Source organism: Streptomyces sp. NPDC002577 (assembly GCF_053594815.1).
Map to the genome: position 1 here is coordinate 112,696 of NZ_JBSFWK010000019.1, position 21,910 is coordinate 134,605.

Annotated in this window: 20 protein-coding genes and 1 pseudogene; 5 read left to right on the plus strand and 16 right to left on the minus strand. The window is 69.8% G+C overall.

Annotated elements, in window-relative coordinates:
* Positions 1-8: 8 nt before the first annotated feature.
* Positions 9-1,307: a PucR family transcriptional regulator gene (locus ACWD4J_RS23790; protein WP_451397429.1), complete on the minus strand. Its 1,299-nt coding sequence runs from the start codon at positions 1,305-1,307 to the stop codon at positions 9-11.
* A gap of 107 nt (positions 1,308-1,414) precedes the next feature.
* On the opposite strand from ACWD4J_RS23790, the gene ACWD4J_RS23795 reads away from it, so the two are divergent.
* Both ACWD4J_RS23795 and ACWD4J_RS23800 read left to right on the plus strand, forming a co-directional pair.
* A complete protein-coding gene (locus ACWD4J_RS23795; RefSeq protein WP_451397430.1) occupies positions 1,415-1,891 on the plus strand; it encodes a nucleoside deaminase in 477 nt (158 codons plus the stop codon).
* A complete protein-coding gene (locus ACWD4J_RS23800) occupies positions 1,884-2,879 on the plus strand; it encodes an isopenicillin N synthase family dioxygenase (protein WP_451397431.1) in 996 nt (331 codons plus the stop codon). Before ACWD4J_RS23795 ends, ACWD4J_RS23800 begins: the two co-directional genes overlap by 8 nt.
* A 17-nt stretch (positions 2,880-2,896) precedes the next feature.
* Here ACWD4J_RS23800 and ACWD4J_RS23805 read toward each other — a convergent pair whose 3' ends face one another.
* The 9 genes and pseudogenes from ACWD4J_RS23805 to hemL form a co-directional block, all read right to left on the minus strand.
* A complete protein-coding gene (locus ACWD4J_RS23805) occupies positions 2,897-3,406 on the minus strand; it encodes an SRPBCC domain-containing protein (protein ID WP_451397432.1) in 510 nt (169 codons plus the stop codon).
* Positions 3,403-3,627 (minus strand): annotated as a pseudogene (locus ACWD4J_RS23810) (sigma factor-like helix-turn-helix DNA-binding protein); the annotation flags it as partial. The pseudogene ACWD4J_RS23810 and the gene ACWD4J_RS23805, both read right to left, overlap by 4 nt.
* 78 nt (positions 3,628-3,705) lie before the next feature.
* A complete protein-coding gene (gene ccsB / locus ACWD4J_RS23815) occupies positions 3,706-4,788 on the minus strand; it encodes a c-type cytochrome biogenesis protein CcsB (RefSeq protein ID WP_451397433.1) in 1,083 nt (360 codons plus the stop codon).
* A complete protein-coding gene (gene resB / locus ACWD4J_RS23820) occupies positions 4,785-6,461 on the minus strand; it encodes a cytochrome c biogenesis protein ResB (RefSeq protein WP_451397457.1) in 1,677 nt (558 codons plus the stop codon). The genes ccsB and resB overlap by 4 nt, the downstream gene beginning before the upstream one ends.
* A 216-nt stretch (positions 6,462-6,677) precedes the next feature.
* The gene (locus ACWD4J_RS23825; protein ID WP_451397434.1) at positions 6,678-7,466 is read right to left on the minus strand and encodes a cytochrome c biogenesis CcdA family protein; all 789 of its coding nucleotides are present in this window, start codon (positions 7,464-7,466) and stop codon (positions 6,678-6,680) included.
* Positions 7,466-8,095, minus strand: coding sequence for a TlpA family protein disulfide reductase (locus tag ACWD4J_RS23830; protein ID WP_451397435.1), 630 nt, complete (start codon positions 8,093-8,095; stop codon positions 7,466-7,468). Before ACWD4J_RS23830 ends, ACWD4J_RS23825 begins: the two co-directional genes overlap by 1 nt.
* Before the next feature lie 132 nt (positions 8,096-8,227).
* Positions 8,228-9,598 carry a hypothetical protein gene (locus ACWD4J_RS23835; protein WP_451397436.1) on the minus strand — a complete coding sequence of 457 codons (1,371 nt, stop codon included), beginning with the start codon at positions 9,596-9,598 and terminating at the stop codon, positions 8,228-8,230.
* A gap of 283 nt (positions 9,599-9,881) precedes the next feature.
* A complete protein-coding gene (locus tag ACWD4J_RS23840) occupies positions 9,882-10,529 on the minus strand; it encodes a histidine phosphatase family protein (protein WP_451397458.1) in 648 nt (215 codons plus the stop codon).
* 107 nt (positions 10,530-10,636) lie between these two features.
* Positions 10,637-11,995 carry a glutamate-1-semialdehyde 2,1-aminomutase gene (gene hemL, locus ACWD4J_RS23845; RefSeq protein WP_451397437.1) on the minus strand — a complete coding sequence of 453 codons (1,359 nt, stop codon included), beginning with the start codon at positions 11,993-11,995 and terminating at the stop codon, positions 10,637-10,639.
* A 375-nt stretch (positions 11,996-12,370) separates the two neighbouring features.
* On the opposite strand from hemL, the gene ACWD4J_RS23850 reads away from it, so the two are divergent.
* Complete coding sequence (locus ACWD4J_RS23850; RefSeq protein WP_451397438.1) at positions 12,371-13,042, plus strand: hypothetical protein; 672 nt, start codon at positions 12,371-12,373, stop codon at positions 13,040-13,042.
* A 169-nt stretch (positions 13,043-13,211) separates the two neighbouring features.
* Here ACWD4J_RS23850 and ACWD4J_RS23855 read toward each other — a convergent pair whose 3' ends face one another.
* From ACWD4J_RS23855 to ACWD4J_RS23870, 4 genes are read right to left on the minus strand one after another with little or no spacing between them, the layout of a single operon-like run.
* Positions 13,212-14,867, minus strand: coding sequence for a glycoside hydrolase family 13 protein (locus ACWD4J_RS23855; protein ID WP_451397439.1), 1,656 nt, complete (start codon positions 14,865-14,867; stop codon positions 13,212-13,214).
* A 44-nt stretch (positions 14,868-14,911) separates the two neighbouring features.
* Complete coding sequence (locus ACWD4J_RS23860) at positions 14,912-15,754, minus strand: carbohydrate ABC transporter permease (RefSeq protein ID WP_451397440.1); 843 nt, start codon at positions 15,752-15,754, stop codon at positions 14,912-14,914.
* A gap of 2 nt (positions 15,755-15,756) precedes the next feature.
* Positions 15,757-16,674, minus strand: a complete 918-nt coding sequence (locus ACWD4J_RS23865) for a carbohydrate ABC transporter permease (RefSeq protein WP_451397441.1) — start codon at positions 16,672-16,674, stop codon at positions 15,757-15,759.
* A gap of 5 nt (positions 16,675-16,679) precedes the next feature.
* Entirely contained in the window at positions 16,680-18,071 is a 1,392-nt protein-coding gene (locus tag ACWD4J_RS23870; RefSeq protein WP_451397442.1) for an ABC transporter substrate-binding protein, read from the minus strand.
* 303 nt (positions 18,072-18,374) lie between these two features.
* Here ACWD4J_RS23870 and ACWD4J_RS23875 point away from each other — a divergent pair, with 303 nt between their 5' ends.
* On the plus strand, positions 18,375-19,394 hold the full coding sequence (locus tag ACWD4J_RS23875; protein ID WP_451397443.1) for a LacI family DNA-binding transcriptional regulator: 1,020 nt from the start codon (positions 18,375-18,377) through the stop codon (positions 19,392-19,394).
* Between the two features lie 115 nt (positions 19,395-19,509).
* Here ACWD4J_RS23875 and ACWD4J_RS23880 read toward each other — a convergent pair whose 3' ends face one another.
* Positions 19,510-20,388, minus strand: a complete 879-nt coding sequence (locus ACWD4J_RS23880) for a hypothetical protein (RefSeq protein WP_451397444.1) — start codon at positions 20,386-20,388, stop codon at positions 19,510-19,512.
* 9 nt (positions 20,389-20,397) lie between these two features.
* Positions 20,398-20,829, minus strand: a complete 432-nt coding sequence (locus ACWD4J_RS23885) for an ATP-binding protein (RefSeq protein ID WP_451397445.1) — start codon at positions 20,827-20,829, stop codon at positions 20,398-20,400.
* Positions 20,830-21,064: 235 nt separating this feature from the next.
* Between ACWD4J_RS23885 and ACWD4J_RS23890 the strand changes: the two genes are divergently transcribed.
* Complete coding sequence (locus ACWD4J_RS23890) at positions 21,065-21,895, plus strand: helix-turn-helix domain-containing protein (RefSeq protein WP_451397446.1); 831 nt, start codon at positions 21,065-21,067, stop codon at positions 21,893-21,895.
* The last annotated feature ends 15 nt before the right edge of the window (positions 21,896-21,910 follow it).

A 21,910-nucleotide genomic window follows, 5' to 3' on the forward strand; every position in this document is an offset into this window, starting at 1 on the left:
GGAACGAATCACGCCACCGTCCGCAGGCGGCCGCCCTCAGCGGCCGCCGGAACCCCCCTCACCACCCGATGCGCACACGTCGCCGCCAGCAGTTCCCCCAGCAGGTCAGGGTCGTCGACCTCCAGGCCCAGCAGGGACTCGATGCGCTCGAGCCGCTGGTAGAGGGACTGGCGGCCGATGTGCAGAAGCGCGGCCGTGCGGGTCGGGGAGCAGCCGTGGCGGAGGTGGACCTCCAGGGTGCGGACCAGGTCGCTGGGGTGCGCGGCCTCCCATTCGAGGAGCGGGCCGAGGGTGTGCTGGACGAGGCGGGCGAGGCGGTCGCGGTTGGTGTCGACGCCGCCGCGGGTGAGTTCCCGTTCGAGGGCGAGCGCGCGGGACGACGTCACCAACGGGCCCTGCCCGTCGTCGGGTTCGGCCGCCGGCACGGTGAGGGCCAGCTCCAGCGCCGTACGGGCGGCCCGGAGCGTCTCGCTCCAGCGCAGCCACCCGGCGCCCGCCGCCACCGCGTGCCCGACCGCGACGGTCAGCCCCGGCTCGGCCGCCGCACGGAACGCGTCCTGCACCGCGCGTACCGGATCCCGTCCGCTCCCCGGGCGCGCCTCCGCGCCCGACATACCCACCGCCCCGGGAAGCGCGAGCAGCGCCAGTACGTCGCCGGGGAACGCGGCCCGCAGCGCCCCGGCCCCGCCGAGGGCACGGGCCGCCCGGTCGACGGCGGTCAGGGCCGCGTGCCCCGGACCGTGCACGGAGACGCCGACCAGCCGGGCGCCGGGCGCGGGATGGAAGTCCGCGAGGGCCGCCCGAGCCTCGACCTCCGGCTGGTTGAGCGCCTGCCCGTCCGCGAGGTCGGCCAGCAGCGCGGCCGTGTGGTCGGCGCCCCAGGGGCGTACGGAACGGCCCGAGAGTCCCCGCGTGACGATGGCGCGGTTCGCGGCCTCGGTGATCCGTACGAACGGGACGACCCGCCGCAGCGCGAGCAGCGGCAGCCCCACCGACCGGGCCTCGTCGGCGACCTCGTCCGGCATCCGCGGCAGCGACCGGCCGACCTCCACAGCGAGGCCCGCGGCGCCGCGGGCGGCGAGCTCGCGGACGTACCGCCGCCGGGTCGCCTCGTCCGCGTCGGTCAGGCCGAAGCCGTTGGTGAGCAGCAGTTCGCCGCCGTCGAGGAAGTTCGCGCCCTCGTAGACCTCGCTGGAGTGCACCCAGCGCACCGGCCGGTCGAGCGCGCCGTCGCCCGCGATCAGCTGGGGGTCGGTGTCGCGGACGGCGTCGAGGGCGAGGATCTCGCGGAGGGTGAGTGCGGGCACGGGAACCTCCTGGGGCGGGCTCGCTGACAGTTCGTCCGGCTGCGGGCTGCCCGGAGAGTACTTTCCGCACGTTGCCCTGGTGTTTCCGCCACAGGAGAGTGGAGTACATGGAGCTACGCAGCAAGCCCACGGACGGTCCCGAGCAGGCGCGAGAGTGGCTCGCCACAGCCGTCGCCGAGGCGCGGGCCGGGCTCGCGGAGGGCGGCATCCCCATCGGCGCGGCGCTGTACGGGCCCGACGGGCGGCTGCTCGGCCGCGGCCACAACCGCCGCGTCCAGGACGACGACCCGTCGATGCACGCGGAGACGGCGGCGTTCCGCAACGCCGGCCGGCAGCGGACGTACCGCGGTACGACGATGGTGACGACCCTGTCCCCCTGCTGGTACTGCAGCGGTCTTGTGCGCCAGTTCGGGATCTCTCGGGTCGTGATCGGCGAGTCCGAGACCTTCCAGGGCGGGCACGACTGGCTGGCCGGGCACGGCGTGGAGATCGTGCAGCTCGACGACCCCGAGTGCATCGCCATGATGCGCGACTTCATCAAGAACAACCCCGCTCTGTGGAACGAGGACATCGGCGATGACTGAGCAGTCGGCTGAACCGCAGCCCCAACCCCAGCCCCGTATCCCCACCGTCGATCTGCGGCCCTGGCTCACCGGCGGCCCCGAGGCGCGTGCGGAGATCGCCCGTACCGTGGACGGGGCCCTGCAGACCGCCGGGTTCCTGCTGGTGACCGGGCACGGCGTGGACCCGTCGCTGCGGGCGCGGATCCGGGCGGCCGCCCGGGAGTTCTTCACGCTGCCGGCGTCCGTCAAGGAGCCGTACTCGGCGAAGGTCGGCGGCCGCGGCTGGCTCGGCCCCGGCGCGGAGGCCAACGGCTACTCGGAGGGTACGGAGACCCCGCCGGACCTGAAGGAGTCGCTGACCTTCGCGACGCACGAGCCCTTCGCGGACCCCGAGGTCAACGCGGAGTGGTACGCACCCAACGTGTGGCCGTCGGAGGTGCCGGAACTCCAGAAGCTGTGCGAGGAGTACCTGGCGCGGATGGGCGAGCTGGAGAACCGGCTCCTCGCCCTGCTCGGCGAGGCCCTCGGCCTCGAACCCGACTTCTTCACGCGGCACATGTCGCACCCCACCTACGGCTTCAACATCAACTGGTACCCGGGCACCGAGGTCGTCGGCGAGCCGGAGCCCGGCCAGTTCCGCATCGGCCCGCACACCGACTTCGGCACCGTCACCATCCTCGACCGGCAGGCAGGCAAGGGCGGACTGCAGGTCTACACGGACGACGGCGGCTGGGAGGACGCGCCGTACGACCCGGACGCCTTCACCATCAACATCGGCGACCTGATGGCCCGTTGGACCGGCGACCGCTGGCGCTCGGGCCGCCACCGCGTCCTGCCCCCGCCCGCGGACGCGCCCGCCGAGGAGCTGATGTCCCTCGTGTACTTCGGCGAGTGCACGCCGGGCACGCTGGTCGAGTCCGTCCCCGCCCCGGTCGGACGGGTCGCGTACGAGCCTGTGGACTCGCACACGTATCTGCGCGCGCAGCTGGACTCGATCACGGTCGGCTGACCGCCGCCCCCGTGCGGCTACCTCCCGGCGTACGCCGCCCGCAGCTCCCGCCACCGGTCCGGCGTCCAGGCCGACCAGTACACGGGCCGGCCGTCGAGCGCGTCGAGGAGGTACTCGAAGTGGTTGTGCCAGGCGGCCAGGCAGTCCAGGCGCAGGTCGTCGTCGCCCCGGAGCTCGTTGGTGAAGCGGAGGACCGTGCCGCCCGGGTGCGACGCCTCCAGATGGAAGCGGATACGGCCGTGGAACGACGCCATCGTGTACTCGGCGACGCGTTCCACGTCCCAGGCGGTGATCCGGCCGCTGGCGACGGTCGCCTCGCCCTCGCCCGTGGTGAGCCGGCGCAGCGCGATCGCGCCACCGAGCCGGGGTTCGAGCACGTCGGCGGCGGCGAGCCAGCCGCGCAGCCCCTCCGCCGTGGCCAGCGCCTGCCAGACCTCCTCCACAGGGTGGGGAAGGTGCAGCAGGAAATGGAGCGTATGGGTGCCGCCCACGGTCCGGCTGGTGCCGTGCTCGATCGACTCGCTCATGGCACCAGCCTGGCCCGCTTCCCGGCTCCACGCACCCCCTGGGCCCTGTCGTGCCTTGTCGCTCGGGAGAGCCGGGACCGCACCGTGCCGACGGGGATGCCGAGCACCCGTGCCGCCGTCGCGTAGTCGAGTTCGCCCCAGACACACACGATGCCGAGCAGCCACGGCCGCAACGAGCCGCCGTCCGCGTCCACCCGGTCGCGCAGCCGCCAGGCCTCCACGTCCCCCACCTGTCCGTACGACAAAGGCCGGTTCCCATGACTCATGTCACATGGAACCGGCCCGGTCGTACGAGGCTGTCAGACGCCCGCGTACGAGTGCTTGCCGCTGACGAAGATGTTCACGCCGTAGTAGTTGAACAGCCAGCAGCCGAAGGCGATCAGCGCCAGGTAGGCGGCCTTGCGGCCCTTCCAGCCGGCGGTGGCGCGGGCGTGCAGGTAGCAGGCGTACGCGACCCAGGTGATGAACGACCAGGTCTCCTTGGGGTCCCAGCCCCAGTAGCGGCCCCAGGCGTCGCCGGCCCAGATGGCGCCCGCGATGATCGTGAACGTCCACAGCGGGAAGACGGCGGCGTTGACGCGGTAGGCGAACTTGTCGAGCGTCGCGGCGGCCGGGAGGCGCTCCAGGACGGAGGTCGCGAACCGGCCGGGCTGCCCGCCGTTCGCCAGCTTGTTCTCGTACGAGTCGCGGAACAGGTACAGCAGCGTGCCGACCGCACCCACGTAGAAGACCGCGCCGCAGAAGATCGCGGTGGAGACGTGGATCCACAGCCAGTACGAGTGCAGGGCGGGCACCAGCTGGTCGCTGGCGGTGTACAGGACCGTGACGGCGAGGCCGAGGTCGAGCAGGACCGTGGTGACCAGGGGCAGGCCCATCCAGCGGACGTTCTTCTTCAGGGCGAGCAGCGTGAGGTACACGCCGACGGCGACCGTGGAGAAGGTGATGTTGAACTCGTACATGTTGCCCCACGGCGCGCGCTGCACCGACAGGGCGCGGGTGACCACACCGCCCGCCTCGATCAGGAAGGCGAGCACCGTCAGGGAGACGGCGATGCGGCCGTAGAGGTCGCCCTGCTCGTCACCGCCGTGCGCGCCGGGACCGTCCGGCACGTCGCGGGTGCCGGACGCGGAGCGGGTGACGACCTTGGGGCGCTCCAGGACGGCGGTGCCGCCCTTGGACGTGACCGTCACGGCGGGTGCCTGCTCGGCGGCTGCGCCCTTGTCGGTCAGCGCGGCGGCCGTGCGGCTGACCTTGCTGCGGCTGCCGAAGAGCCACTCGGCGATGTTCGCGAAGAAGGCCAGGGTGTAGACGGCCATCGCGGAGTAGATCAGCACATTGCTGGTGTGTGCCAGATTCTCGTTGGTTGCGGCGGCGAGATTCATTTCTCAGCCCCTTCGGCAGGTACGGCACGGGGGTCGGGGGTGTGGTCGGGGTCGGGGTCGGGGTCGCTTTCGGCGGGTGGCGGCGACTTCTCGTACAGGACCCCGGCGAGGTCGCCGAGCTCCTCGGGGAGCTTCGCGGACTCGCTGCGGCCGAGGCCCGCCATCTCCACGACGGTCACGCCGTCGTCACCGGTGGTGGCGCGGACCCACACCCGGCGGCGCTGGATGAACAGCGAACCGGCGAGACCCGCGATGGCGGCGATGGCTCCGCCGAGCGCCCAGCCGTCGCCGGGCTGGTGCGAGATCTGGAAGCTGGCCCACTGCTTGACGTCCTTCTCGAAGGTGATCGAGCCGGCGCCGTTCGGCAGCGTCATGGTCTCGCCGGGCAGCAGCCGCTTCTTCAGCAGGTTGCCGTCGGAGTCCTTGAACTCCTTCATCTTGGACGTGTCCAGCTGGTACACGTTCTGCGGGATGCCGGAGTCGACGCCGAGGCTGCCGTGGTACGCGGACAGCGCCAGCACCGGGAAGTCCAGCCCCGGGAACTGCGAGAACATCTGGCCCTTGCCGGCGCCCGCGAAGGTCGGCACGAAGAAGGCGTTGAAGCCGAGCTGCTCCTTCGTGCCGTTCTTGTCGGTGTAGCCGTCGAGGACCTTGATGGCTCCGGTCGAGGTGATGTTGGAGTCGATCGGCAGCAGCGGCACGGCCTGCTGGAAGACGACCTTGCCGCGGCCGTCGCGGACGGTGACGACGGGCGCGTAGCCGTGGCCGATGAGGTAGACCTTCGAACCCTCGATCTCGAGAGGCTTGTTCACCTCGATCGAGCTCTTCGTCTCCTTGCCCTCGGCGCCCTGGCTGTACGTGATGTTCGCGCGGAAGATGCGGGCGGTGCCCTTGTTCGGCCCGGTGCGCTCGTACGTCGCGACGAACTTGTCGAGCTGGAAGCTGAACGGCGCGAGGTCGTCCGTGTTGAACAGGCTGCCGGACTTGAAGTCGTCGTACTGGGTGAGCGTGTTGGAGAAGCCGTCGCCCTCGAGGATCAGCTTGCCGCCCTCGGACTTGAACAGCTGGCCGCTGGCGAAGGCGATCAGCATCACGATCAGCGCGATGTGGAACATCAGGTTGCCGGCCTCGCGCAGATAGCCCTTCTCGGCGGCGACCGCGTCACCTGTGGTGTGGGCGCGGAAGCGGCGCTGCCCCAGCAGGGCGAGCGCGGCCTCGCGGACCTGCTCGGGTTCGGCCTCCGTGCGCCAGGTCGTGTAGGCGGGCAGCCGGGTCAGGCGCCGGGGAGCGCCCGGCGGGCGGCTGCGCAGCTGGCCGACGAACTGCCAGGTGCGCGGGATGATGCAGCCGATGAGCGAGACGAACAGCAGGATGTAGATCGCGGAGAACCACACCGAGCTGTAGACGTGGAAGAGCCCGAGCTTGTCGTAGATCGGCGCGAGCGTGGTGTGCGCGGTCTTGAAGTCCTGGACCTTGAGCTCGTCGACGCTGGTCTGCGGGATCAGCGAGCCAGGGATCGCGCCGAGCGACAGCAGGAAGAGCAGGATCAGCGCGACCCGCATGGAGGTCAGTTGCCGCCAGAACCAGCGGGCCCAGCCGACGACCTCGCGGCCGGTCCAGGCGAGCCATCCGGCGGCACCGGGGGCCCGTGCACCGCCGAACGAGCCGGGCATGGCGGTCTCGACGGGCGCGGTGGACAACTGCGATCCGGCTTCGCCGAGATCGCTGTCGCTCTGCGCCGCGCCATCGCTCTGCGCCACGCCGTCGGCGCGCTCGTCGGCGATGTCCGTTTCGTCCTGGGACGTCGCCTCAGGGGCTGTTTCGTCGGGGGCCGTTTCGTCGTGGGTCTGCACGTCAGCGCTCTGTTTCTGGCCGGTCTTGCTCATGGATCAGATTCCCACCGTGAAGCCGTCGGACCAGACCTGCATCTCCTGCACGAGGCTGTCCCACACGCCCGTCAGCAGGAGCAGGCCGGTCGCCATCATCATGCCGCCGCCGATCCGCATCACCCACGCGTAGTGCCGCTTGACCCAGCCGAAGGCCCCGAGCGCCTTGCGGAAGGCGACGGCGGCGAGCACGAAGGGCACGCCGAGACCGAGGCAGTAAGCGACCGTCAGGACGGCCCCGCGGCCCGCGTTCGCCTGGTCGAGTGCGAGGGCGTTCACGGAGGCGAGGGTCGGGCCGATGCAGGGTGTCCAGCCGATCCCGAAGAGCGCGCCGAGGAAGGGCGCGCCCACCAGCCCGGTGCTCGGCCGCGTATGGAAGCGGAACTCGCGCTGGGTGAGCCAGGGCATCAGCCCCACGAAGAAGATCCCCATGAGGATCATGAGCACACCCAGCACCTTGGACAGGACGTCCTTGTGCTCCTGGAGCGTCGAGCCGAAGAACCCGAAGAGGGCACCGCTGGAGACGAACACCGCGGTGAACCCGAGGACGAACAGGCTCGCCCCCGCGACCATCCGGCCCCGCCGGGCGTCCGCCAGATCCGTACCGCTCACCCCGGTGACGTACGACAGATAGCCGGGCACCAGCGGCAGCACGCACGGGGAGAAGAACGAGACGAGCCCGCCGAGGACGGCGACCGGCAGCGCCACCAGCAAAGCGCCGTTGAGGACCGTCTGGTTCGGTTCGGCGACAGCCGCGAGAGCCGTGCCGGCCGCGAGAGTCGTGACTCCCATCACTTCTCCGCGATCAGCGGCTTGAGCATGCTGCGGAGCTTCTCCTCGCTGAGCGGCGACAGCGAGCGGGCCGCGATCTTCCCCTCGCGGTCGATGACCACCGTGGAGGGAATGGCCTGCGGGTTGAGCGCGCCCTTGGGGAAGCGCAGCATCAGCTTGCCGGTCGGGTCGTACAGGCTCGGGTACGTGACGCCGTAGTTCTTCTCGAACTCCTTCGCCGGACCCGTGCTGGTGTCACGCGTGTTGATGCCGATGAACTGCACACCCTGCGCCGCGGTGTCCTTGGCCACCTTGACGAAGCCGGGCGCCTCGGCGCGGCACGGCGGGCACCAGGAACCCCAGACGTTCAGGACGACGATCTTGCCCTTGTAGTCGGCGACGTCGAGTTCGGCGCCTTCGAGGGTCTTGCCGTCGAGCTTGGGCGCGGCGGTGCGCTCACCCTTCTTCACGGTGGCGATGCCGTCCGTGCCGGTGACGAAGTTGGTGTTGCCGGAGCCGCCCTGGGTGCCGCCCGACCCGCACGCAGACAGGGTCAGCGCGGCGACCGCCGCCACGGCGGTCAGCAGGACGGCGCGGCTGCGGTTACGGGTGCGATTCGAGCGTTGTGGGGCTCGGCTGGCGGCACTCATGTGAAAAGTTTCGCATGCCCGATTCGGGGATCTTCCGCACCCCCCTCGAGGGCGAAGAACCGCATTTCAGGCGCCTACCCTGCACTCCTGCGTCAGACGGCACGCGGGGCAGGGCTCTTGGCGCCCCTGGTGTCAGGCGGCACCTGGAGCAGAGGGCTTGGCGCCCCTGGTGTCAGGCGCACCCGGAGCAGAGGGCTTGGCGCCCCTGGCGCCGGGCGCACCCGGGCCAGGGCTCTCGGCGCCCTTGCCCAGGGTCTTCCAGCCGCCGGCAGGCACTTGCCCCACGTCCAGGCTCTGCAGCTCGGCGAGGATCGCCGGATCCTGGGCGTCGAGCCAGTCCACGAACTGCCGGAATGAGACGCAACGCACATCCTTCTGGCCCGCGATGTGCTTGAGCGCCTCCTCGACGGCGTCCATATAGATGCCGCCGTTCCACTCCTCGAAGTGGTTGCCGATGAAGAACGGTGCACGATTTGTCTCGTATGCCCGCTGAAAGCCCGCGAGATAGGACCGAGTCGCCTGGGTGCGCCAGCCCGGGTAGTTGTAGGCGGGCGCCCTGGTCGAGTTCCGGGACTGGTTGGCGAGCATGTTGTAGTCCATCGACAGGACCTCGAAGCTGTGCCCCGGGAACGGCACGCCCTGCAGGGGCAGATCCCAGACCCCCTGCCTCTTGCGCGGCCACTGCTGGAGGCCGCCGGGCGAGGAGGCGTCGTAGCGCCAGCCGAGCTCGCGGGCGGTGGGCAGCAGGTTGTCCTGGCCGAGCAGGCACGGCGTGCGGCCGCCGATCAGCTCCTTGTCGTAGTCGAAGGGCAGCGGGGGCAGCTCGCTCCAGCCCGTGTTCGTACGCCACTCCTTGACGAAGGCCTTGGCCTGGCGGATCTCGCTGTGCCACTGCTCGGGCGTCCAGTTGGCCACACTGCCGGTTCCGTCGCAGAAGTGCCCGTTGAAGTGGGTGCCGATCTCGTGGCCGGCGAGCCAGGCCCGGCGGACGTTCTTCAGCGTCGCCCTGACGTGCTCGTCGGTGAGATAGCCGATGGCGGAGGCGCCGACCGGATTGTTCGGCGGTTCGTAGCGGCGCTTCTTCGACCCGGGCAGGAGATACAGCCCGGACAGGAAGAACGTCATGTGTACGCCGTGGTCCTCGGCGGCCTTCAGAAAGCGCGGGAAGAGGCCGTTGCCGACCTCGCCCGCACCGTCCCAGGAGAAGATGACGAACTGCGGCGGCTTCTGGCCGGGTTCGAGCGGCACCGGCTCGGCGGGCTGGTTCGGCTGCTTTCCGGTGTACGCGGTGGAGCCGTCGCCGATGAGACGTACCGGGTTCTTCGGGGGCCCCGGCCTGCCGTCACCTTGCCGGCCGTCGGGCGCCCCCGAGGCGCCGGTGCCACCTCCGTGGCCGTCCCCTGCGCCGCCGTGGGCGCCTTCGGGCCCGCAGGCCGCCAGCCCGAGGGAGGCAGCGGCGCCGATTCCCAGTCCGATCAGTCCCCTTCGGGTGATATGGCGCATTCCAACCCCGTTCGTCGCACTGGATGCCCATAAAAGATGGACATCCCGTTAGAGGCGGCAACGAACACGGCGGTTCCGGTCAATCACCTGCTTTCTGGGGCTTTTTACGGCCGGGTGGCTCAAGATTGCCGTGCGGAGATGCCGGTATGGGCGTACAGCAGCGACTACCCCACCGCCGTACGACCATGCCGGACCCCTGGACCGCGCCCCCTGAGGGGCGCGGGGAACTGCGCGACCAGCCCCCACCGGCCCGCGGTTTCATCACCGCGCACCCAGCGGAGCGCTACGCGCCGAAGGCCTTGCCCTTGCCCTTCGCCGGCTTGGCACCGGCGAGCAGATGGGCCGGAACGAGGTCGCGGGCCGGCTCCGTGTAGCCGACGGAGACGATCTTGTCGTCCTTGAACGTGAAGCTTGTCAGCGACGCGAGCGTGCACTGCCGCTTGCGCGGGTCGTGCCACAGCCGCCGCCGCTCCACGAAGCTGCGCACGATCCAGATCGGCAACTGGTGGCTGACGCACACCGCTTCATGGCCGCGGGCCGCGTCCCGCGCCGCCTCCAGCGCGCTCATCATCCGTACGACCTGCTCGATGTACGGCTCGCCCCAGGACGGCTTGAACGGGTTGACCAGGTGCTTCCAGTTCTCCGGCTTGCGCAGCGCGCCGTCGCCGACGCCGAAGGTCTTGCCCTGGAAGACGTTGTCCGCCTCGATCAGCCGGCCGTCCGTGGCCAGGTCCAGGCCGTGTGCCTTGGCGATCGGCGTCGCCGTCTCCTGCGCGCGCTCGAGCGGCGACGCGACGACGTACGTGATGTCGCGCGTCGACAGATGCTCGGCAACCCGCTCTGCCATCTGCCGCCCCAGTTCGGAGAGGTGGTACCCGGGCATCCGCCCGTAGAGCAGTCCGTCGGGGTTGTGCACCTCGCCGTGGCGCATCAGGTGCACGACGGTGATGTCGTCGCGCCCCGCGGGAGACTTCGGGGTCTCGGCGGGCTCTGAGGTCTCAGCGGTCTCAGCGGTCTTGCGGTCGTCAGGCAGGGCGCTCATGCGGTGGCCTCCGCGGCGGCACGGGCGGCGGCGGGCAGGGCGGCGGCGATGCGCTCGATCGCCCGCTCGTCGTGGGCGGTCGACACGAACCAGGCCTCGAAGGCCGACGGCGGCAGATAGACGCCCTGCGCCAGCATCGAGTGGAAGAAGGCGTTGAAGCGGAACGCCTCCTGCCGCTTCGCGTCGTCGTAGTTGCGTACGTCTTCATCGGTGAAGAAGACGGAGAACATGCTGGAGGCGTTCTGCACCCGGTGGGAAACGCCTTCCTTGCCGAGCGCCTCGCTCACCAGACCGCGGAGCTCACGCGACACCGCGTCGAGCTTGTCGTACGCGGCGTCGTCGAGAAGCCGCAGCTGGGCGAGGCCCGCGGCGGTCGCGACCGGGTTCCCGGAGAGCGTGCCCGCCTGGTAGACGGGGCCGGCCGGGGCGAGATGCGCCATCACGTCCGCGCGGCCGCCGAACGCCGCCGCGGGGAAGCCGCCGCCCATGACCTTGCCGAACGTCATGAGGTCGGGCCGCACACCGTCGACGCCGTACCAGCCGGCCTTCGACGTGCGGAAGCCGGTCATGACCTCGTCGGAGATGTAAAGGGCGCCGTTCGCGGCGCAGGCTTCCTTCAGCCCCGCGTTGAAGCCGGGCAGCGGCGGCACGACGCCCATGTTGCCGGGCGACGCCTCGGTGATCACACAGGCGATCTCGCCGGGGTGCGCGGCGAAGGCAGCGTGCACCGCGTCCAGATCGTTGTACGGCAGGACGATCGTGTCGCCGGCCTGCGCGCCGGTGACGCCGGGGGTGTCGGGCAGCGCGAAGGTCGCGACCCCGGATCCGGCGGCGGCCAGCAGGGCGTCGACGTGACCGTGGTAACACCCGGCGAACTTGATCACCTTGGCGCGGCCGGTGAAACCGCGCGCGAGACGGATCGCGGACATCGTGGCCTCGGTGCCGGAGGAGACGAGCCGCACCTGCTCGACGGGCTCGATCCGCGCGACGATCTCCTCGGCCAGCGCGACCTCGCCCTCACCCGGCGTACCGAAGGACGTGCCACGGGCGACGGCCTCCTGCACCGCGGCGATGACCCCGGGGTGCGAGTGGCCGAGGATCATCGGCCCCCACGAGCACACCAGGTCGACGTACTCGCGGCCGTCGGCATCCGTCAGATACGGGCCCGTGCCGGACACCATGAACCGGGGCGTACCGCCCACGGCGCGGAACGCGCGCACGGGAGAGTTCACGCCGCCGGGCGTCACGCGGCCCGCACGGTCGAAGAGACCCTGCGAGACCGGCGCCTCAAAGGGGTACGGCGTGGTCGCCACCGGGGACGACGCGCTGCCGGGGATGTTGTTCGCCTCTGCCATACCCCTCAGCGTACGGCCCGGTTCCGGGCGGATCGTGCGGGTCTCCCTCCGTCGTACGTGCCGGTACGTGCCGGTCCGGCGGCACCGGGACAAACCGCAACCGAGCCGGAACTGGACCTTCACACGGCTCGTCCCCTTTTGCAGTGGTCATGGCGGGAAGGCGCTGCCTACACTCCCCGCAGGATCCGCACTCAGGGAGAGTCACCGCCCTCAGCGGCCGGCCGTCGGCACTTCCGGGTGCCCGGAGCCGATCCGCGGCACGGGACAGGTGTTTCACCGCACGTTTCGGCGAGCGGCCGTGGGGGAGGTCACTGTCACGATGATCGGGTTGCGCCGCGGGGGATGTGCGGCCTAGAAAAGCAGTCGGGTGGAGATATGCATCGCGGTGGCGGACTGGGCGAGGGCACTGGTGACCTCGGTCCTCGGCGTGCTGACATCCCCCCTGCCGCAGGTCAGGCAAGGGGACGACACCGGCGGGACGCACAGCGCCGCCCGGACTCCGGGCCGGCGGAGACGACCGGGGCCGCCGGGACACCCGGAATACAGGCATCCCGGGCAGGGGCCCGGGGCAAGAGCGAGCGAGTGCCGGGGGGAAGCAGGAGTGGCCGGGTGGGGGTGACCTACAAGTACTTCGGCGCGCCGGACGGCGCGACGGCGGCCCGCGTGCCGATCTCGATGCGCCCCGAGGAACTCGGCGGCGACGAGCTCGGCATGGGCGGCATGTTCACCAAGATCAAGCCGGAGACGATGGCCGCGATGGTCCTCACCGGCATCGAGGGCATACCCCTGCACAAGGTCCCCCCGCTCGAACTGGTCGTCCTCCACCCCGACTACGCGGTCGTGAAGCTGCCGATGACCGTCGTCGACCCCCTGCGGGGCGTCGGCGAGGAGGCGGTCGGCGCGGCCGCGTTCATCTGGTCGACGGTCCCGGACCGCGGGGGCCCGCGCGACGCGTTCAATGTGTACCAACTGCTGCACGAGTGGCAGGACTTCAGCCATCGACTGCATGAGGCGGGGCATCAGCCGTACTGTCTGGTGTGGCCGTGAGCTGGGGCTTCTTGGGGTTTGGGCGGGGCTTTCGGGTCCCGCCTTCGGCATGCAGCGGGGGCACTGACGCCGGGCGACTATCACGTGCACAAACACATGGACCAGGGCCCGTCCGGTAGGCGGGGAGTAATACCGGACAGGCCCTGGTGGATTCGGATGCGTCGGCGCGTCAGTCCCGGTGCAGCAGAATCGTGGTGTCGGAGGGCAGCTGGCCGTCCTCGCTCAGCGGGCCCGAGGCGAGGAGGGGGCTGGAGCCGTCGGGGAGCGGGATCGGCTGGTCGGAGAGGTTGACCGCGCACAGGACGCCGTTGCCGCGTTCGAAGAGGAGCGTGCCGTCCGGGCTGTCCAGCCAGCGGAAGTCCTCTCCTCTCAGGCCCGAGTTGGTGCGGCGCAGACGCAGGGCGGAGCGGTAGAGCTGGAGCATGGAGGTGGGGTCGGCCCGGTTGGCCTCCGCCGTGTACGACTTCCAGTCCTCGGGCTGGGGGAGCCAGGGGGTGGCGGACGCGGAGGTGCTGAACCCGAAGGGCGGAGTGTCGCCAGTCCAGGGAAGGGGGACGCGGCAGCCGTCGCGGCCTCGGATCGTGTGGCCGGAGCGTTCCCAGGTGGGGTCCTGGAGGAGCTGTTCCGGGATGTCTTCGACCTCGTAGAGGCCCAGTTCCTCGCCCTGGTAGATGTACGCGCCGCCGGGCAGGGCGAACATCAGGAGGGCGGCCGCTCGGGCGCGGCGGGTGCCGAGTGCGAGGTCGCTGGGGATCGGCCGGTCCCGGAACAGGGCCTGTACGCCGGTGTCGGCGCGGCCGTAACGGGTGACGTGGCGGGTCTCGTCGTGGTTGGACAGGACCCAGGTGGCGGGGGCGCCGACGGTGGCGAGGCTGGTGATGCTGCGGTCGATGACCTCGCGCAGCTTGCCCGCGTCCAAGGGGCATTTGAGGAAGTCGAAGTTGAAGGCGGTGTGGAGTTCGTCGGGGCGGAGGTAGTCGGGCATGCGGCCGGGGCGGACGTGGGCCTCGGCGACGAAGACGCGGGGGTCGGGGTAGCTGTCGGCGATGGCCCGCCAGCTGCGGAAGATGTCGTGGACGCCGTCGCGGTCCCAGTGCGGGTGGTCCTGCTGACCCTCGCCCGTCAGGACCGAGAACTCGGTCAGGCCGAGGTCGGGCAGCGCCGGGTCCTTGACCATGCCGTGGGCGACGTCGATGCGGAAGCCGTCGACACCCAGGTCGAACCAGAAGCGCAGGATCGACTCGAACTCGGCGCGGACCTCGGGATTGTCCCAGTTGAGGTCGGGCTGTTCGGGGGCGAACAGGTGGAGGTACCACTGGCCGTCGTCGGTCCGGGTCCAGGTACGGCCGCCGAACGCTGCGTGCCAGTCGTTGGGCGGCAGCGAGCCGTCCTCGCCGCGGCCGTCGCGGAAGATGTAGCGGTCCCGCTCCGGGGAGCCGGGGCCTGCGGCGAGCGCCTGCTGGAACCAGGCGTGCTGGTCGGAGGTGTGGTTCGGGACGATGTCCAGGATCACGCGCAGGCCGAACTCGTGGGCTTCGTTGATCAGCTGCTTGGCCTCGTCGAGAGTGCCGTACGTGGGGTGGATGTCTCGGTAGTCGGAGACGTCGTAGCCGCCGTCGGCCAGCGGGGACGGGTACCAGGGGTTGATCCAGATCGCGTCGATGCCGAGGTGGGCGAGGTACTGCAGGCGCGAGCGGAGGCCGGCGATGTCGCCGGTTCCGTCGCCGTCGCCGTCGGCGAAGCTGCGTATGTAGACCTGGTAGATCGTGGCGGAGCGCCACCAGGATTCGTTCGCGGGGTCGTTCGTGGGGGCCGGGTTGCTCACGTGGCTCGGTCCTGACTGTCTATAGATGGGGTTGGGGGTGGGGGTCAGCCCTTGACCGAGCCCTGGAGCAGCGCCTTGACGAAGTGGCGTTGCAGGAACAGGAACACGAGGATCGTGGGGGCCATGATCAGGAGAGCGCCGGCGTTCAACAGGACCTGGTCGGTGCTGTATTTCGTGGTGAACGCCTGCAACGCGCCTGCCATCGTTCGCTTGTTGGGGTCGTCGATGAGCACCAGGGCCAGCAGGAACTGGTTCCAGGTGGACAGGAACATCAGCAGGCTCAGGGAGGCGATCGCGGGGCGGGCGAGCGGCAGGTGGATGTGGAACAGCGCCCGCCAGGGCCCCGCGCCGTCCATGCCCGCCGCCTCGGACAATTCCTTCGGCACACCGACGAAATGGGCTCGCATCCAGAACACCGCGAACGGCATGTTCATCCCGATGAGGGGGAGGATCAGTGCCCACTGGCTGCCCAACAGGCCCATGGCCTTGGTCTGTTCATAGAGTGGGACGATCACGATCTCGTACGGCAGGGTGAGGGTCAGGACGAGGATCGTGTAGAAGACGCCGCCCAGCGGGATCTCCAGTACGGCGATCGCGTACGCGGCCATCGTCGAGATCAGGACCGCCACCGGGACCACGCCGAGCACGATGAGCGTGCTGGACTTCAGCAGGGTCGTGATGTTGGCGATGCTCCAGGCGTCGACGAAGTTGTGCCAGTGCGGGTCGGACGGCCAGCTCAGGCCCGAGGGGAAGGTTCCCTGGGGCGCGAGGGCGGCGCTGACCATGCTCAGCAGCGGGACGACGGAGTAGAGCGCGGCGGCCGTGATGAGGACGAGGCCGGGGGCGCGGCGGCGAAGTGTCCGCGCGGTCTGCGTTCGTTCGGGCATGGTCACTTCTCCCGGAACAGGCGCTGGAGCGGGACGACGACCGCGATGACGATCAGGGCGAGGACGACGGCGAGCGCGGAGGCCGCGCCGAGGCGGCTGTCGCTGAAGGCCAGGTTGTAGACGGCGACGCCGGGGACCATGGTCTGGGTGCCGGGGCCGCCCTGGGTGGCGAGGTAGACGACGTCGAAGCTGGCGAGGGCGGCGATGATCGTGATGGTGACGCAGACGCCGATCTCGTTGCGCAGGCCGGGCAGGGTGACGGCCCGGAACTGGCGGAGGGGCCCCGCCCCGTCGATGCGGGCTGCCTCGTACAGGCTGTTGTCGATCTTTCCGATGCCGGCAAGCAGCAGCATCGTGCACAGACCTGTGGACAGCCAGGTGCCGATGAAGCCGACGGCGGTCAGGGCCCAGTGGAAGTCGGCGAGCCAGGCGCGGGCGAGGCTGCCCAGGCCGATGGCGCGCAGGGTCTGGTTGACCACGCCGTTGTCGGAGTACATCCATGTCCAGGCCACACCCGCGGCGGCGCCGGGGATGATCTGCGGAAGGAACAGCAGCGTGCGGGCCACGGTCCCGGTGAAGCGGCCCTCGATCCGGCGTAGTACGGACGCGGTGATCAGGGCGAGGGTCACCGGCAGGACGGTGAAGAAGAGGATCAGGTAGAAGGCGTGGAGGAGGGAGGAGAACTGCTCCGAGTCGGTGAAGACCGCGCTGTAGTTCTTCAGGCCCACCCAGGTGGAGGCGCCGATGCCGTCCCAGTCGTAGAAGGAGTACTGGATCGACAGCAGGACCGGGTAGAAGTTGAAGACGCCGTAGAAGGCGAGGGCGGGGAGGGCGAACAGCCAGCCGGCCCACCGCCGGGCCCGGAGCCTGCGGCGGCCCCGGGCGGCGGTGCCCTCCCTGGTCGGTCGGGTCGTAGGCATGCTGCTCAGCTGCTCTTGAGGGCGTTGGCGTAGGTGGTCTGGAGGGTCTTGACCATCGCGGCGGGTTCGACCTTGCCGGAGACCAGGAGCTGGAGCTGCTGGGGCAGCTTGGTGTTGACGGCAGGGGCTGCGTTCTGGATCCAGCTGTCGAAGCCGTTGTCGGCGGCGATGGCGGCGTAACCGGCCTGGATCTGCTCGGTCGGGGTGCCGGACAGGGACGGCTTCGCCGCCTTCTCGCTGTCGGAGGTCACCGCGGCGTAGCCGTTGTCGACGGCGACCTTTGCGGCCTCGGGCGTGGTGAGGAAGTCCAGGAACAGGGCGGCGGCGTCCTTGTTCTTGGAGTGCGCGGCGATCGAGTAGGCGAGCGTGTTGCTGGTCATGCCCGCGTACTTGCCGCCCTTCTCGGCCGGCGGCATCGGGAAGACGCCGTACTTGCCCTTGAAGTTCTTGTCGATGGTCTGCGTGATCCAGCTGCCCTGGAAGAAGAACAGGCCCTTGCCGCCGGTGAACTTGCCGTACGACGCCTCCTGGTTGAGGGCGTTGACGTCGGAGGCGAAGTAACCCGCCTTGATCCACTTCTGCAGGGTCTTGGTGGCCTTGACGGCCTCCGGGGTGTCCAGGGTGGTGCCGGGCTTGTGGTTCACGAAGTCGCTGAGCGCCTGGGCGCCCATGTAGTCGCCGAGCAGCAGGTTGTAGAGGTGGCCGATCAGACCGTCCTGGTTGGAGGCGACGATCGGGGTGATCCCGGACTTCTTCGCCTTGGCCATGACGGCTTCGAGTTCGGCGATGGAATCGGGCACCTTCTTCATGCCGACCTTGGCGGCCAGTTCCTTGTTGTAGAAGACACCGACGAGAGGGCCGGCCGAGCCGCCCGACAGGTACAGCGACCCGGAGCCGATCACACCGTTCGACACCCGGCCGGGGGCGAGTGCGGAGGCGGGGACCTTGTCGCTCCAGCCGTACGCCTTGTCGTAGGCATCGAGGTTGGTGAGCAGGCCGTCCTTCACACCGCCGAGGAGGTCGCTGGGCGCGGCGATGTCGGGCGCGGAATCGGAGGCCAGCAGCCTCGGCAGCACGGTGTTGTAGTTGTTGTCCGCCTCGACTCGCAGCTTCACCTTGATCTTCGGGTACTTGGCCATGAAGGCGTCGGCCAGGCCCTGCTCGTACTTCTCCAGACCGGCCGCGGAGAACAGGGTCAGCGTGGCCGGGGTGTCGGCGACGGCGGTGTTCACGGCGGTCGGGGTCGCGTCGGCCGACGAGCTGGAGCCCGAGTCGGAGCCGGGCCCGCTGCACGCGGCGAGCGTGGCCAGCGCGGAGGCCGCGGCGACGGCCGCCAGCGGGGCGCGCAGGCGACGGCCAACGGCTCTGACGGGGGCGGAGGGGTGCTGCTCGGGCATGATGCCTCCTCGCATCCATGCGGCTGCCGCTCCACTGAGGATCGGCAGACAGAGGTCGGCGTGCTTCCCGGACCGGGCCGCAGGAGAGCGCGAAGGTCGTTTCGGAAGCGTTTCCGTTGCCGAAAGACTGAGGTGACCGGGCAGGTCTGTCAAGTAACGAAAACGCAACATGCATTTGACGTGCTGAAACGATCAGATGGTCATGCAGGCTGGCAGCTGAGCTCCGCTAAGGCCACTCGGAAGCCCTTCCAGGAATCACGGAAGCGTTTCCGAACCTCTTCGGATCTGGGTTAACCTTCCGGCATGGCGCAGAGCTCCCAGAAGATCAACATGGCGGATGTGGCCCGCGCGGCCGGCGTCTCCATGGCCACCGCCTCACGTGCCCTCAACAACGAGAACGGTGTCGCCGAGGCCACCCGCCGCCGTGTCCTCGCGGTCGCCGAGGAGCTCTCCTACGTCGTCTCCCCCGAGGCGTCCCGCCTGGCCGGCGGCGACACGGGCCGCGTCGCGGTGGTCGTGCCGCACATCTCCCGCTGGTTCTTCGCCGCCCTGCTGGAGGGGCTGGAGTCGGTGCTGCGCGCCGCCGACCTGGACGTGCTCCTGTACCACGTCGACGGCATCGAGGACCGCCACGACTTCTTCCACCGACTGCCGGCGAGGCGCAAGGTGGACGCGGTGGTCGTACTGGCGTTCCCAGTCGGCGAGGAGGAACAGCGGCGCCTGGAGCTGATGGGCGTCACGGTCATCGCCGCGGGCGGCCAGCACGCCCCGTACCCGAACGTCTCCATCGACGACGAGACGGCAGGCCGCCAGGCCATGGACCATCTGCTCTTCCTGGGCCACCGCCGGATCGCGATGATCGCGGCGGTCGACCCCGACCAGCCGGACGAGGTGCAGCCGTCGGGCCGCTCCAACGCGTACTACGCCGCCCTGCGCGACGCGGGCATCCCTGTCGACGAGCGCCTCGTCGTCACCGTCGACTGGGGCGGCACCCAGGGCGCCGACGCCATGGCCAAACTCCTCAGCCAGCCCGAGCCGCCCACCGCCGTCTACGCCCACTCCGACGAGGTCGCCCTCGGCGCGATCCGCACGCTGCGCCGGGCGGGTCTGCGTATCCCCCAGGACCTGTCGGTGATCGGCATCGACGACCACCCGGTCGCCGAACTGACCGACCTGACGACCGTGCGGCAGCCGGTGCGGGAGCAGGGGGAGCTGGCCGGGCGGATGCTGCTGAGCATCCTGCGCGGGGAGGAGACCGAGCACGACGTCGTCGTGCCCACTCAGCTCGTCATCCGCGGAAGCACCGCGCCGCCCCGCGCGTGAGCGACAGCCGGTCAAAAGTAGGTGGCAATGCCGTGCCGGTTACTCCGGACGCGTACGACTATTCGCGGGCCGGGCCCAGATGCACGGGGGAGGCTCCCACTCTTCGACCCTCGCTTCAGGCTCCTTCACCAGCGAACAGGTCGGACGCGTCTGCCGCGTGCACCGCCCGCTCCGACCAGACCTTGAGTTGCTCCCGGTCAGAGCAGGAGCTCACCCGCTTGCGGACGGAATCCGGCACCGGGATGCCGCGCCACTCGAGGATTTGCAGGACCACCTCCGCGCGCTCCTCGACCCGTCCTTCATCCCGTACCTTCTCGGCAACGGGGTGCCGGAAGAAGTAGTTCACCGGCGCCATCAGGTCCCTCCAGATCTTCCTGGCCTGGGGATCCACCAGGCCTGACAAGGTGAGCTGTGCGAACACCGCCGCGCTCTCGGAGTCGATGGTGTCCAAGGCGGCCGCCAACGACTTCAGTATGCCGGTGACACCCGGCCCCCTACCATGCGTAATCGCCGAAAACACCGCGAGGGAGACATCCCGTACGGCCTCCATTTCGTCGGCGATGACCGGCACGTTGTCCGGGCCCAGGACGATCGGCCGCACTGTGAGCGAGGGCCAGCCCGGCAGGCCGAACCGGATGGGCTGTGCCGCCCAGCGGGCCGTGGCGCTGCTCTGGGACAGGACGATCAGGATCGGCTCGCAGCGGTACTTCTCGTACAGATACGAGAGGTAGTAGGCCCAACTTCCACGCTTGGCCTCGTCCTTCTTGCCCTGCGACTCGATCACGAGCAGATAGTTGCCGTCGTCGGTGTCCACCCTCAGCAGAGTGTCCACACGGCGCTCGACCGGCTCGATCTCGGTGAGGTCGGCGTTGAGGATCGCGATCTCGCGCGGCTCGGGAAACGGAATGTGCAGCAGGCGCTGTAAAGCACGGATCAACAGCGCCGCGTCCTTCTGGAAGATCCGGTGCAGGGCTTCGTGTGACGAGCCGACCATCGACTCTCCTTACTGTCCGATGCGATCAACGCGCATCGCCCCGCCGAGGTCACACCACACGTACTTGCCGCCGTCGCCGCCCTGGGCCAGCGGATGCCAGCCCCAGTCGTCGGCGCAGGCGCGGACGAGTTCGAGGCCGCGGCCCGCCTCCGCGTCGACGCCAGGCATCGACACCGGCGCGGGCGGCGGGGGTTTGGGGTCGGCATCCCAGGCGCCGATGCGCAGGACTCCGTCCCGCCAGCACAGACGTAGAGCCGCCGGGCCCTTCGTATGTCGTACGGCGTTGGAGACCAGCTCCGTCGCCAGCAGTTCCGCCACGTCGGTGAGGCGAATCAGGCCGTGGGCGGCGAGGATCAGGCGCAGGGTGCGGCGGCAGACGGGGACGGCGCGGAGGTCGTGGGGGATGTGGAGCGTGTACTCCCAGGGTTCGTCTTTGGGCATGCGTGCGCTCCAGGTGAGCTGTCGGGGAGTTGGAGAAGCGCGGCGGGGCGGGCGGTGGCAATGCCGCAGCCGTCATGGCATGACGGTGTGGTGCGCTTCCGGGGTCCCGGCGTTCCGCAGCGTGTGCGTCGCGTCACCGACGGTAGAGCAAAAATTTTTCCTCACGCAACCCACTGGCGTAGTCTGGCACCCAAACGAGGCGTGAAGGCAGGCCAGTTGAGGCCGGGAGGGGTGCATGGCGCCGAGGAGTCAGCCCACTGCACGACAGGTGCGACTGGGCACCGAACTGCGCAGGCTACGCGAGGCAGCCGGCCTCAAGGCACGCGAAGTGGCGGGGCTGCTGAGCTCGACCTCGGCCCAGATCAGCCAGGTGGAAGCGGGCCTCGCAGGCGTGAGCGAGGAGCGCGTGCGGCGGCTCGCCGCTCATTACGCCTGTGCCGACGAGACACTGGTCGAAGCGCTGGTCAGCATGGCTACAGACCGCGTACGTGGTTGGTGGGAGGAATACCGGGGCGTCCTTCCACCGGTGTTCCTGGATGTCGCCGAACTGGAGCACCACGCGTCATTCCTGCGTGAGGTCGTCATCACGCACGTGCCTGGACTGTTCCAGACCCCCGACTACGCCCGCGCCGTCTTCGGATACATGGTCCCCGAGCTTCCGCCGAGCGAACTGGAACCCCGAGTCGAGCACAGGTTGAGGCGGCGAGCCGCCATCGAAGGAGATGATGCCGCAGCGTATGAAGCGATCGTCCACGAATTCGCTCTGCGCATCCTCGTGGCCGATCGCAAGGTTGCCCGAGCTCAACTTCTAGAGATGCTGCGGCAGATCGAGCGGGGCCACACCGTACGAGTCATCCCCACCGACGTACCCGGATTCGCCGGGGCCAGCAGCGCGATGATGTACGTGGGTGGATCGCTCCCCCGGCTTGACACCGTCCTCCGCGACTCTCCGCACGGCACCGCATTCCTCGACGGAGAGTCCCAACTAGGGCGCGTATCGAGTCGTGATCAATCTGCGCGATCCGCCCTCGCGGAGGGGCCTGGGCCGGTAGATCTTCTTGCGTGACGCGAGTGCAACTGA

What these genes read in the sequence shown, in the direction of transcription:
- ACWD4J_RS23875 (WP_451397443.1), top strand. Translation starts at nt 18,375, where the DNA reads ATGGCGCAGAGCTCCCAGAAGATCAACATGGCGGATGTGGCCCGCGCG.
- ACWD4J_RS23865 (WP_451397441.1), bottom strand. Translation starts at nt 16,674, where the DNA reads ATGCCTACGACCCGACCGACCAGGGAGGGCACCGCCGCCCGGGGCCGC.
- ACWD4J_RS23885 (WP_451397445.1), bottom strand. Translation starts at nt 20,829, where the DNA reads ATGCCCAAAGACGAACCCTGGGAGTACACGCTCCACATCCCCCACGAC.
- resB (WP_451397457.1), bottom strand. Translation starts at nt 6,461, where the DNA reads ATGCCCGGCTCGTTCGGCGGTGCACGGGCCCCCGGTGCCGCCGGATGG.
- ccsB (WP_451397433.1), bottom strand. Translation starts at nt 4,788, where the DNA reads ATGAATCTCGCCGCCGCAACCAACGAGAATCTGGCACACACCAGCAAT.
- ACWD4J_RS23800 (WP_451397431.1), top strand. Translation starts at nt 1,884, where the DNA reads ATGACTGAGCAGTCGGCTGAACCGCAGCCCCAACCCCAGCCCCGTATC.
- ACWD4J_RS23880 (WP_451397444.1), bottom strand. Translation starts at nt 20,388, where the DNA reads ATGGTCGGCTCGTCACACGAAGCCCTGCACCGGATCTTCCAGAAGGAC.
- ACWD4J_RS23840 (WP_451397458.1), bottom strand. Translation starts at nt 10,529, where the DNA reads ATGCGCCACGGCGAGGTGCACAACCCCGACGGACTGCTCTACGGGCGG.
- ACWD4J_RS23830 (WP_451397435.1), bottom strand. Translation starts at nt 8,095, where the DNA reads ATGAGTGCCGCCAGCCGAGCCCCACAACGCTCGAATCGCACCCGTAAC.
- ACWD4J_RS23825 (WP_451397434.1), bottom strand. Translation starts at nt 7,466, where the DNA reads ATGGGAGTCACGACTCTCGCGGCCGGCACGGCTCTCGCGGCTGTCGCC.
- ACWD4J_RS23835 (WP_451397436.1), bottom strand. Translation starts at nt 9,598, where the DNA reads ATGCGCCATATCACCCGAAGGGGACTGATCGGACTGGGAATCGGCGCC.
- ACWD4J_RS23805 (WP_451397432.1), bottom strand. Translation starts at nt 3,406, where the DNA reads ATGAGCGAGTCGATCGAGCACGGCACCAGCCGGACCGTGGGCGGCACC.
- ACWD4J_RS23795 (WP_451397430.1), top strand. Translation starts at nt 1,415, where the DNA reads ATGGAGCTACGCAGCAAGCCCACGGACGGTCCCGAGCAGGCGCGAGAG.
- ACWD4J_RS23860 (WP_451397440.1), bottom strand. Translation starts at nt 15,754, where the DNA reads ATGCCCGAACGAACGCAGACCGCGCGGACACTTCGCCGCCGCGCCCCC.
- ACWD4J_RS23850 (WP_451397438.1), top strand. Translation starts at nt 12,371, where the DNA reads ATGCATCGCGGTGGCGGACTGGGCGAGGGCACTGGTGACCTCGGTCCT.
- ACWD4J_RS23870 (WP_451397442.1), bottom strand. Translation starts at nt 18,071, where the DNA reads ATGCCCGAGCAGCACCCCTCCGCCCCCGTCAGAGCCGTTGGCCGTCGC.
- hemL (WP_451397437.1), bottom strand. Translation starts at nt 11,995, where the DNA reads ATGGCAGAGGCGAACAACATCCCCGGCAGCGCGTCGTCCCCGGTGGCG.
- ACWD4J_RS23890 (WP_451397446.1), top strand. Translation starts at nt 21,065, where the DNA reads ATGGCGCCGAGGAGTCAGCCCACTGCACGACAGGTGCGACTGGGCACC.